Here is a 9,793-nt window from a genome sequence, read left to right on the forward strand (position 1 = left end):
ATAGTGCGTGACCTGCTTCACGGAGATTCGGGTTGCGCCTGATGACAGATAGCGGCTAATACCTCTTCTGAATCCTAAGGAATACTATGACTTCTTCCACCCATACGCCCAATGCTGCGCGTTCTCCCCTGGCGACTCAGGGGCTGGGTGTTGCGTACGCGACCGGCGCGATTATTTCGGCGCAGTTCGGTGCGGCTCTTGCCAAGCAGCTCATGGGCGATTTGGGCCCCTGGGGCGTGGTCGCTCTGCGCCTGCTGACATCTTCTATCCTGCTGTGGGTGTTCTTCCGCCCGCAGATTCGTTCGTGGACCCGTCAGCAGTGGATGGCGGTCATTGTCCTCGGTGTCGCCCTGACCGGTGCGAATGCCTTCTTCTATGTGGCTATTGAGCAGGTTCCGCTAGCAATTGCGGTGGCTATTGAGTTTATGGGTCCGCTGGTGCTGGCGACGGTTATGTCGCGCCGTAAGCTGGACCTGGTGTGGATTGCTCTGTCATTTACGGGCATGGCGATTCTGACTGCTGAGTCCCAGGCGAAGCCTGAAGATTTCGCGTTGATGGGTGTGGTTTTCGCAATCCTGACCGCTATTTCTCGTGCCGCCTATATTCTGGCGACTGAGAAGGTTGGCGCTCTGATTCCGGGTATGGGCGGCATGGTCGTGGGTAACGTTGTCTCTACCCTGCTGGTTCTGCCGTTCCCGTTCCTGATAAGCGGCAATAACCTGTTGAAGGTCACCCAGGATGTGCACCTGCTGGCTATTGGCTGCCTGATGGGTCTGCTGGCTTCTGCCCTGCCGGCGCTGGGTGAGGTTTCTTCGCTGCGTCTGCTGCCCGCGCACATTTATAGCGTGGTGCTGTCCCTGGAGCCTGCGATTGCGGCGGCTGTGGGTATTGTGATGCTTGGTGAGGCTACCGGCCTGGTTCGTTGGGTTGCTATTGCTCTGCTGGTGGCGGCGAGTATCGGTATTTCGATTTCTCACGCTCGTGCGCAGAAGAAGGCGCAGGAGGACGGCACGCTGGAGGATGCGGACCATTACCTGCCGGGTGCGGTGGATGCGCACGCGGTGGATATTGCGCAGATGGCGACTAACTCTATTACGATTCCGTCGGCTGAACAGATTAAGGCTGACCGTGAGGCGAAGGGCCTCTAATCTACTGAACTGTAGCCGTGTCAACGGCTTCTAGCCCCCCCCCGGGTAACGAGTAGGATAGTATCTCGTGTTGCCCGGGGGGGGCGCTCTTTAAACGGCGCTATTGGAGCGTTCGTTCTGCCCCGTAGCGGCACAGCATGCACACGTGGAGAAGTACCGCCTTGTGAGGCGCAGGAAGGAGAATCATGCCGCATACTTCATCTCAACGCCCCGCACTGGGCATTATGTTTGTGCTGATGTCCTGCTCATCGCTGCAGTTCGGTGCCGCGTTCGCGGTGACGCTCTTCCCGCTGTTTGGTGCTCTGGCTATTAGTGTCAGCCGTCTGGCGATTGCTTCCATGGTGGTGGGTAGCGCCGTGTGGTTGGCGGCGCGTTGGCGTACCCGTCGCAGGGGCACGATGCCGCCGGGGGCGCTGTCTTGGTCGAAGGAGCAGTGGCGTGCCGTCATCATTTTCGGTATGACTTTCGGTCTGATGAACGGCTTCTTCTATTGCGCGATTGACCGCATCCCGATTGGTTTGGCGGTTGCGGTGGAGTTCTTGGGCCCGCTGGCGTTGGCGTCCATGCTGACGCGCAGGCTCCGCGACGCGGTGTGGGTGCTCTGCGCCCTGGCGGGCATGCTGGTGCTCGGCTACGAGGCGGCGGTCGGCAAGGATACCGACTACCTGGGTCTGACGTTCGCGCTGATTGCTGGCGTGTTCTGGGCGCTGTACATTCGCTCTAGCGCGAAGGTGGGTGCCCTGGTTCCGGGTGCGAGCGGCCTGGCGGTGGCGATGCTTGTTGGTGCTACGTTTATTGCCCCGGTGGCGGCGGTTGTTCCGGCGCCTCAGCCGATTTGGAACGCGGCGCAGGATCCGATGCTGCTCCTCATGATTTTTGGTACCGCCATGTTCGCTTCGGTGATTCCCTATAGCGCGGAGCTGATGGCTCTGCGTAACCTGCCGCAGCAGGTGTTTAGTGTGCTGATGAGCATGGAACCGGCGATTGCGGCGATTGCCGGTTGGGCGTTGCTGGATCAGGAGACCGGCCCGATTCGTTGGGTGGCAATCTGTCTGCTGATGACGGCGAGTGTGGGTATTACGCTCACCACCACGAAGGGCGATTCCCCCAAACAGAAGGATGACGGTGAGGACCCCGTTCCCGTGCCGCTACCCGAATAAAACCAAGATTCTGCCGGCGCGCGGCATAGAGAAAACCCATATACAAAACCGTTGAGGCGGGTACCTGGTTGATACCCGCCTCAACGGTTTTATGTTTCAGTTTTAGCTCTCGGCCAGCTCGTCCAGCAGGTCGCGGAGCTCATCGGTGGTGAGCACTTCCGCCGGATGCGGACCCATCGCGTACAGCCGGTCCTGGGTGTCCTCGTCCAGCTCGCGGGCGGTGCCAACCAGCACGAGGTTGCCTTCGTTCTGCCCGCTGAGCATGGAGCTCTCGCACAGGCACCACACGTGGTCAAAGACTTCCAGCATGGCGGTTGCCTGCAGCTGGAAGAAGGGCAGACCCGCGTCGTCGCCCACGTTGATGGCGACCATGCCGCGCTCGCTCAGGGCGTCCTTGAGTTCGCGGTAGAAGTCGCGGTTCGCCAGGTGGGCGGGTGCGTCCATGCCGGTGAAGATGTCGAGAATGATCGCATCAAAACCGGGCACGCCCAGCAGTTCGGGCAGGTTCGCCAGCTGCTCGCGGGCATCCCCCACCACAAGCTGGCAGTCGGTGCCTGCGGGTAGCGGCAGGCGGTCCGTCACGAAGCCCATGAGCTCGGGCTCAATATCCACGGCAACCTGGCGGGAGCCGGGGCGGGTCGCCTGAATGTAACGCACAAGGGTGAGCGCACCGGCGCCCAGGTGCGCGGCGGTGATGGGTTCGCCGGCGGGTGCGAGCGCATCCACAGCGTTTGCGATGCGGCGCAGGTACTCGTAGAACACGTAGTCGGGGTTCTGCACGTCCACGTGGGACTGCTCGGCACCACCGATTTCGAGGACGTGGCCGTGGTCGCTGAACCCGTCGGGGTGAATTTCGGCGCGCTGACCACCGGAGAGCTGAATGTGCGCCACTACTTCACGCCAGCTTCACGCTTGAAGGTGCTGACCAGGTCATCCACCGAGGAGGACGAATCCAGGCCCTCAACGACCTTGTCGTTCACGGCGAAGGTGGGGGTGCCCTTCACACCAATCTTGACGGCGTGCTCGTAGTCGCGCTGGATGGGCTTGACGGTGTCGGAGGCGAGTAGGACCTTGTCGAATTCTTCGACGTTCAGGCCCAGTTCCTTGGCGTAGTCATTGAAGAGGGTGCGCAGCTTATCGCGTTCTTTGATGTTCTTCCAGTCGTTCTGGGTGTTGAAGAGCTTGTTCGCCATTTCGACGTGCTTACCCTGAGCTGTTGCGGCTTCTACGGCGAGCGCGGCGGGTACGGCGTTGGCGTGCATGTTCAGCGGCATGTGGCGCACAGTCACGTTCATGATGCCGTCAAGCTTCTTGGCGGCTTCTTCGAACTTGGGTTCTGCCTTGGCGCAGTAGGGGCACTGGTAGTCGGTGTACAGGGTTGCGGTGCCTGCACCGGGTACTTCGCGGTTGAGGCGGTAACCGACGTAGCCGTCATCGGCGGTTGCCGAAGCAGTACCCGAAGGGTCAGCGGATGCCGAAGCGCTCGCGGATGCACTTGCCGAGGTAGCGGCGGTGCTTGCAGATGCGCTCGCCGAACCGCTCGCAGACGCCGATGCGGAAGGCTGGGAGGAGCTGGAACCGCATGCGCTCAGCCCCAGGGCGGCGGCGGGCACTACGCCCAGTAGCAGGGTGCGGCGGTTGAGGGGTGAAGTCATGGTGGTTCCTCTCTCTACGGGTGGCGGGCTGGCCTGTTTGCTACATCTGTGGTTGATTAATCTGTGGTTGATGTGCACTCTGAGGTGCTGTCAGCCGCCGTGGGTATAGGGTTTATTGTATGCCTCTGCCCTGAACTTTCCCTATCTTCGGGCGGGTTTGCGGGGTGAATGCAGTGCACACCATAGCCGCCCTGTCGCCTGCTCCCAGCTGCGGGGCCGGTGTTGAAAGTAATTAGCCTCTCCCCCGCCTTTTTGGTACTATTGCGGGGTATGCACTGTTCACCGGTTGCTTTCGGGCAGTTGAGAACGGCAGCATATGCGCCTCTATAGCTCAGGGGTAGAGCATTTCCCTCGTAAAGAAAAGGTCGTGGGTTCGAATCCCACTGGGGGCTCCACATCCGCCGTAACGCGTGCCGGTTTCCGGTGTGTTGCGGCGGTTTTTAGCATCTGAGAGTTGTCGTTTTCTCGAAGATGTCACCGTCGAACTTTAGGAGATTCTCATGTCTTCTCGATCCGCATCCGCTAAGCGCCAGAGTGGCCGTGCGCAGGCAGGTCGCGCCGCTGCGGGCTCTGCACGCCCGATGAGCCCCACGATGCGTTTTGCTCTGGTGTACGTGCTGGCGCTGGTGGTTTCCCTGGCGGTGTGGTTCTTCTACCGTTCCGTGTATGAGGATGACACCTCGTTCCTGGTGCCGATTGTGATTTCCTTGGTGACTTCGTACGTGTGCGCTCATGCGCTGACGGGCGGCAAATCGCCCCGCAACTAGACCGCCGACCAGCAGCCCGCCAGGCTGTAGCCTCGTGAGGTTTCAGGCAGACAAAAGCCGCGCATCCGGTTCCCCGCTCGGGGGTCGGATGCGCGGCTTTTTACGTGTGTACTTTAGACCAGCGCCTTACTTGGATGCGCGCTGGAAGTCGCTGTCGGTCTTGCCCCACAGGCCGTAGACCTTGGCGAGTTCCTTGACCTTCTTTGCACGCAGGTAGCGCGGCAGGTAGGAGCCGTCGCGGGGGCCGTCGAGGGGCACGTCGAGCATCTGGTGTGCTTCTTCGATTTCGAGCTCGCTCGGGGAGAATGCCGCGTTGATGGTCTCAGCCTGGCGAATGTCGAGGGTGATCTTACCGGTCATGCCGTGGTCGTTCGCGTAGCCGCATGCCTTGGAGAGGTCAGCGCCGTATGCGCCGAGGGTCGGGCCGTCGATGGGGCCGGGCAGACCGCCCAGGGTGGAGGCAATCACCAGTTGCGAACGCACGTAGGCGAGCGCCATGGGGGTTGCGGAGGAGCCGGTGTCGCGGCGGTAGTCGCCTGCGCCGAATGCGAGGCGGAAAGTGCCGATTGCGCGCGCAATTTCGATGGAGTGGTGCACGCCGAGTGCGGACTCGATCAGCGCGATGATGGGGGTTCCGGGGGGCAGCTCGGCTGCGGTGCGGTCAATGTCGGTGGCGTGCTCTGCGGTAGCGAGCATGACGCCTCGCAGGCCCTTCACGTTCTTGAGGGCCTTGACGTCCTTCCACCAGTGTTCGGTGGTGATGGCGTTGATTCGCACCCATGCGACGACGCCGGAGTTGAGCATACGGACGACCTGTTCGCGAGCGGCGTCCTTCTCTTCGGCGGGGCAGCCGTCTTCGAGGTCGATAATGATGGAGTCGGCCTCGGATTCGAAGGCCTCTTCAAAGACTTCTTCGGAGGAGTTGGCGCGCACGAGGAGCCAGGAGCGTGAGAGGCTGGGGCGCAGCTGACGCGCACGCTCATTGCGGTGGAATTCAAACATGGTGTGTGACTTCTTCCGTGAATTGTATATGCATTGGGTTGTGCCGTAGAGGGGCAGGAAAAAGCCTGCGGTTCTTCCGCGCGTACCATCGCATTGTGTCGTCACCTCCATTGTGACGGAACCGCATAAGAAGTGTCCTACACCTCTTCTTTAAGCGTATCGCCTGTTGAGGTGCACATCAAACTAGCTCGCCTATTGACCGCGATTTATGCCCCTGTGTTATGCCTCAACCAGTTGGGTGCGGCCCACGGGGATTCCGTCGTCGAAGATCAGCTCGCCGGCGGCTTCCTTCTGGGCGCGCTGAATCAGACGTTCGGCATCCTCAATGTGCTGGATGACGGTTTCCACGCGACGGTGCACGCTCACCTGGCGGTCGCATCCGGTGGCACAATTGCCGAAGCAGCGTGCCATGGCGAGCGCTTCGGCGCAGAGTGCCACGGCGTTACCTGCCTTGGAGAGGGCGCGGTTCAGGTCGGAGTAGGTGCCGAATGGGGAGGCGGGAATATCGCCGTCGCTGGGGGCGAGGCGGTGCGCTTCCATAGCGACTGCACGCACGCGCGGAATCAGGTCGGCGAGCGCGTTTGCGTCCGGCACGATGAGCTCAATCATGGAGGTGGACGAATCGGTTGCCGCTAGGCGTTCGAGGACCTGGTGGAAGCGGTCAATGCCGCGAATAAACCGGTCGTGGGATCGGCGCCAGATGCCTTTGCCGAGTTCGGCGTCGTCGCGGCGCGATTGCAGGTAGCTTTTAAGTCCCATATGCCCTCCTCTGCGTGGTGTGTGTGCCGTGTTTGTTGGTCGGTGGAGGCTGCCGGTGATGGGCTCTGCGGCGACCCGCAAACCTCCCTATACTTAGGTTACCCTAAATCTCTTTTGGTGACGAGCTGTCAGCAGTCAGCTATTTATTTCAAGCCCAGATTTTCTTCACGCCGCTCACGCGACGCTCCCCGCGGCACCTGCCTAAAATGGCACCGGCCTAAATTGGCGCCGCGGGGGCACAGCGATTTCTAGACCATGCGCAGCACAATCTTGCCGCGATGCTGACCGGAGTCGAAGTATTCGTGGGCGGCAGCCGCCTCCTCCATGTCGAAGATACGGTCCAGACCCACGCCAATCCTGCCGGATTCAATCAGCGGCAGCACGTGTTCGCGTACACCGCGCAGAATCTCAGCCTTCTGCCGGTCCGAACGGGTGCGCAGGCTCGTGGCGTGCACTGACAGGCGGCGGGAGAGCATATACCCCAGGTTCACTTCTGCTTTAGCGCCGCCCATCAGACCGATAATACACAGGTGGCCGCCGTCGGCGAGGGCGTGCAGGTTGTCGTCCAGGTACTTTCCGCCCACGACGTCGAGGATGTAGTCGGCGCCGCGTCCGCCAGTTTCGGCCAGCAGAACTTCACGGAACGAATGTTCGGTATAAATAATGGGTTCCGCACCTAGTGAGCGTACATATTCTGCTTTTTCCTCGGTTCCCACGGTTGCAAACACGCGGGTACCTACGGCGAGCGCCAGCTGGATGGCGTGCACACCGATACCGCCGGTACCACCGTGAATGAGCACCACCGCGGGTTCGCCGTCTTCCTTGAGGTTTTCGGCGGGGTTCATGCTCATACCGCAGGTGAGCACCAGGTTTGAGTAGACGGTTGCCGCGACTTCGGGAATGCCGGCGGCTTCGGCGAAGCTCAGCTGTTCGGGTACGGGTAGCACGTGGTCGACCGGTACGGTCACGTAGTCGGCGTAGCCGCCTCCAGGCAGGAGCGCCATGACGGGGGTGCCGCGGTTCTCCACGGAGGCGCCTTCACCGACCGCTTCGATAACGCCGGCTACTTCGAGGCCGTAGATGGCGCTCGCTCCGGCGGGAGGCGGGTAGAATCCGCGGCGCTGCAGGGCATCGGCGCGGTTGATTCCGGCGGCGTGAACACGGATGAGAACTTCGTGGGATCGGGGTACGGGGGCGGGGACTTCGCTGATTGTCAGAGCCTCAGGTCCACCGTGACTGTTCTCAATAATTGCTCTCATGAGTCCTCCTCATTGCCGGAAGCACCATCGTTGGTGCGCGATTTACAGAAAGCTTATCGCATGAGATAATCTCGTAGTGCCCTGCGGCACGGTATTGCCATAAAATGCCGGTCTCTGGTGCGTATGGATGGTTGTCCGAGCGGCCGAAGGAGCTGGTCTTGAAAACCAGTAGGCGGTAACCCCGTCTCAAGGGTTCAAATCCCTTACCATCCGCGTTTTAGCTTCTGCTCCACGTGTGGAGCGCAAAGAGCCCCGTTCCTCGTATTGAGGAACGGGGCTCTTCACATATGCCGTTTCGAGTTACCGGGGGCGTCGTTAGTGTATGCCTGACAAGGCGTTTAGAAGCGACGTGACGAGGACTACGATACCGATGAAGATGCATAGCTCCAGCCCGTTAAGAATCAGACCACCGATGGCACGCGTACCACGCCGCCTTGCCGCGAACCCCAGCCAGATACCCAGGACATTCAGCACCGGCGCAACGAACACTACCCGCAGACCGCTTTCTCCAAGATCATGGAAAATCAACCAGCACCCTAGAAAGAACGTCAGCGGGCCGAGAGCGCCGAAAAGCAGGGAGAAGGTCGCTACCCTTTTACCGTCTTGTGCCCCTTGCACGTCAGGAGGTTGCTCGCTCGCATGTTGCTCCCAGTCGTCCGTATCGTCAGCACTGGGTTGCACGCTGTTGTTCGCCTGGTAGAGCTTGGCGTACTCGGGGTTGTTATCAAAATCTTCGTTATTTTGGGGTAGCTGCGACATCGCATCCACAACCTTTCAGGATCTACACGCGTTAGTTGAATACCTCACGCAAAAACCTATTCGCCGTTGAACCACGCCCACACAATCAGTACGTACACGAGGACAAGCTTGGCGATAGCTATCCAGCTCAGGATTCGACCCGCAAGAGAAACTACGCCGTAACTATCCGCTTCCTTAGCTTTATGTAGACCAAGGACACTTAAGATGATGGTGGGGATACCGAAAAACCACGGACCCGACACCATGATGTTGATGAGGCTGAGCACACCGAAAGTGAGTGAAAGTTGGGAGGCTCGTTCCCCTAGATTAGTCGCTGTTTTCCCACCGCTCTGCATCATAGGGGGCTCTTCAATATCAGCACCCTGTTTGTGGCGATGAGGTTTCGAGCGCAGACCAGCTGCTGGGTCGGAATACGGGCCTAGGATTGGATCCTGCATCGTTGCATCATAACCTTTCAATACCGGGTGTTACGTGTCTATCGAAGTGAGAGAGCGCTCAGGCTCGTCGACGGGCCTGCATCATTGAAGCCGTACAGAGCAAACCCAATCATTATGATGAAGCCGACGATGGCGATGACAATGACCATTCCTATCCCGCTGAGAAACAGACCCACGTTGGCGTCCTCACCGTGCTGTCTTGCCACTCGTGCTTGCCAGAGACCCAAGAGGCTCAGTAATGGCGCAGCAATGATTATTGGCATGCCGATACCAAAGCCATGGGAAACCCACCAAAACGCTAGGGCGAGAATAAGCATACCGAAGACACCGAAAATCAGGGAGAGGTTTGCGGCTTTTTCGCCAGGGCCCATCTTCCACACGCTCGAAGAGAACTCACTCGCGGGTAGCGGCTGGTCGTCCGTACCAGACTGCACGCTGTCGTTCCCCCGGTGGGTCTTGGCGTATTCGGGGTTGTAATCGAAGGCTTCATTGTTTTGGGGTAGCTGCGACATCGCATCCACGACCTTTCACGTTCCACACGCAAGGGGCGTTAACTTCACCCTAGACCCTCCCCACCGGGGAAACAAGCATGTCGAGCCCATTCCAGGAAACATACGGCATACACACAACAAAGCCCCGCACCTCAACGTGAGGAACAGGGCTTTCTCATGCTCACCAGCATGCATTCTGACCGGTCATACCCAACAAAACGAGAGTATCTTCAGACCCACCACCTTATTGGTGCTTTTATAAAGATTGACTGAGGCTTATCAGAAACAAGATGACAAAAAGATAGAGCGCAAGGACAATACCTACACCCGCCCAGCTGAGAATACGACCCGCTAGG

The 9,793-nt window shown here is 59.7% G+C and carries 11 protein-coding genes and 2 tRNA genes; 5 read left to right on the forward strand and 8 right to left on the reverse strand.

The window, feature by feature from the left end:
- The first annotated feature begins 86 nt into the window (after positions 1–86).
- Together HMPREF2919_RS01350 and HMPREF2919_RS01355 are read left to right on the forward strand one after the other, a co-directional pair.
- Positions 87–1,148: an EamA family transporter gene (locus tag HMPREF2919_RS01350; RefSeq protein ID WP_012902817.1), complete on the forward strand. Its 1,062-nt coding sequence runs from the start codon at positions 87–89 to the stop codon at positions 1,146–1,148.
- Between the two features lie 185 nt (positions 1,149–1,333).
- Positions 1,334–2,308, forward strand: a complete 975-nt coding sequence (locus HMPREF2919_RS01355) for an EamA family transporter (protein WP_049349924.1) — start codon at positions 1,334–1,336, stop codon at positions 2,306–2,308.
- 102 nt (positions 2,309–2,410) lie between these two features.
- Here the strand turns inward: HMPREF2919_RS01355 and HMPREF2919_RS01360 are convergent, their stop codons facing one another.
- Together HMPREF2919_RS01360 and HMPREF2919_RS01365 are read right to left on the reverse strand one after the other, a co-directional pair.
- The gene (locus HMPREF2919_RS01360; protein WP_049349923.1) at positions 2,411–3,199 is read right to left on the reverse strand and encodes a spermidine synthase; all 789 of its coding nucleotides are present in this window, start codon (positions 3,197–3,199) and stop codon (positions 2,411–2,413) included.
- Positions 3,199–3,963: a DsbA family protein gene (locus tag HMPREF2919_RS01365; protein WP_049349922.1), complete on the reverse strand. Its 765-nt coding sequence runs from the start codon at positions 3,961–3,963 to the stop codon at positions 3,199–3,201. The genes HMPREF2919_RS01360 and HMPREF2919_RS01365 overlap by 1 nt, the downstream gene beginning before the upstream one ends.
- A gap of 320 nt (positions 3,964–4,283) precedes the next feature.
- On the opposite strand from HMPREF2919_RS01365, the gene HMPREF2919_RS01370 reads away from it, so the two are divergent.
- Positions 4,284–4,358: transfer RNA gene (locus HMPREF2919_RS01370), tRNA-Thr, on the forward strand.
- Between the two features lie 105 nt (positions 4,359–4,463).
- Entirely contained in the window at positions 4,464–4,730 is a 267-nt protein-coding gene (locus HMPREF2919_RS01375; RefSeq protein ID WP_005504446.1) for a hypothetical protein, read from the forward strand.
- Positions 4,731–4,856: 126 nt separating this feature from the next.
- On the opposite strand, the gene HMPREF2919_RS01380 is transcribed toward HMPREF2919_RS01375, so the two are convergent.
- From HMPREF2919_RS01380 to HMPREF2919_RS01390, 3 genes are all read right to left on the reverse strand, one after another.
- Positions 4,857–5,732 (reverse strand): HpcH/HpaI aldolase/citrate lyase family protein, encoded by an 876-nt coding sequence (locus HMPREF2919_RS01380; RefSeq protein WP_044150069.1) that lies wholly within the window; start codon positions 5,730–5,732, stop codon positions 4,857–4,859.
- Positions 5,733–5,951: 219 nt separating this feature from the next.
- The gene (locus tag HMPREF2919_RS01385) at positions 5,952–6,491 is read right to left on the reverse strand and encodes a dehydrogenase (RefSeq protein ID WP_070665877.1); all 540 of its coding nucleotides are present in this window, start codon (positions 6,489–6,491) and stop codon (positions 5,952–5,954) included.
- A 248-nt stretch (positions 6,492–6,739) separates the two neighbouring features.
- Positions 6,740–7,750, reverse strand: a complete 1,011-nt coding sequence (locus HMPREF2919_RS01390; RefSeq protein ID WP_070665879.1) for an NAD(P)H-quinone oxidoreductase — start codon at positions 7,748–7,750, stop codon at positions 6,740–6,742.
- Between the two features lie 125 nt (positions 7,751–7,875).
- Between HMPREF2919_RS01390 and HMPREF2919_RS01395 the strand changes: the two genes are divergently transcribed.
- Positions 7,876–7,963: transfer RNA gene (locus HMPREF2919_RS01395), tRNA-Ser, on the forward strand.
- A 102-nt stretch (positions 7,964–8,065) separates the two neighbouring features.
- Here HMPREF2919_RS01395 and HMPREF2919_RS01400 read toward each other — a convergent pair.
- From HMPREF2919_RS01400 to HMPREF2919_RS01410, 3 genes are all read right to left on the reverse strand, one after another.
- Entirely contained in the window at positions 8,066–8,509 is a 444-nt protein-coding gene (locus HMPREF2919_RS01400; RefSeq protein ID WP_044141753.1) for a hypothetical protein, read from the reverse strand.
- Between the two features lie 56 nt (positions 8,510–8,565).
- A complete protein-coding gene (locus tag HMPREF2919_RS01405) occupies positions 8,566–8,847 on the reverse strand; it encodes a hypothetical protein (RefSeq protein WP_049353199.1) in 282 nt (93 codons plus the stop codon).
- 137 nt (positions 8,848–8,984) lie between these two features.
- Positions 8,985–9,458, reverse strand: a complete 474-nt coding sequence (locus HMPREF2919_RS01410) for a hypothetical protein (protein ID WP_070665893.1) — start codon at positions 9,456–9,458, stop codon at positions 8,985–8,987.
- Between the last annotated feature and the right edge of the window lie 335 nt (positions 9,459–9,793).

The organism is Rothia sp. HMSC068E02 (assembly GCF_001813565.1).
Lineage (GTDB): Bacteria > Actinomycetota > Actinomycetes > Actinomycetales > Micrococcaceae > Rothia.

Excerpts from the sequence above, each read along its gene's own strand:
- HMPREF2919_RS01350 (WP_012902817.1), top strand. The coding sequence starts at position 87 with ATGACTTCTTCCACCCATACGCCCAATGCTGCGCGTTCTCCCCTGGCG.
- HMPREF2919_RS01355 (WP_049349924.1), top strand. The coding sequence starts at position 1,334 with ATGCCGCATACTTCATCTCAACGCCCCGCACTGGGCATTATGTTTGTG.
- HMPREF2919_RS01365 (WP_049349922.1), bottom strand. The coding sequence starts at position 3,963 with ATGACTTCACCCCTCAACCGCCGCACCCTGCTACTGGGCGTAGTGCCC.
- HMPREF2919_RS01375 (WP_005504446.1), top strand. The coding sequence starts at position 4,464 with ATGTCTTCTCGATCCGCATCCGCTAAGCGCCAGAGTGGCCGTGCGCAG.
- HMPREF2919_RS01380 (WP_044150069.1), bottom strand. The coding sequence starts at position 5,732 with ATGTTTGAATTCCACCGCAATGAGCGTGCGCGTCAGCTGCGCCCCAGC.
- HMPREF2919_RS01385 (WP_070665877.1), bottom strand. The coding sequence starts at position 6,491 with ATGGGACTTAAAAGCTACCTGCAATCGCGCCGCGACGACGCCGAACTC.
- HMPREF2919_RS01390 (WP_070665879.1), bottom strand. The coding sequence starts at position 7,750 with ATGAGAGCAATTATTGAGAACAGTCACGGTGGACCTGAGGCTCTGACA.
- HMPREF2919_RS01400 (WP_044141753.1), bottom strand. The coding sequence starts at position 8,509 with ATGTCGCAGCTACCCCAAAATAACGAAGATTTTGATAACAACCCCGAG.
- HMPREF2919_RS01405 (WP_049353199.1), bottom strand. The coding sequence starts at position 8,847 with ATGATGCAGAGCGGTGGGAAAACAGCGACTAATCTAGGGGAACGAGCC.
- HMPREF2919_RS01410 (WP_070665893.1), bottom strand. The coding sequence starts at position 9,458 with ATGTCGCAGCTACCCCAAAACAATGAAGCCTTCGATTACAACCCCGAA.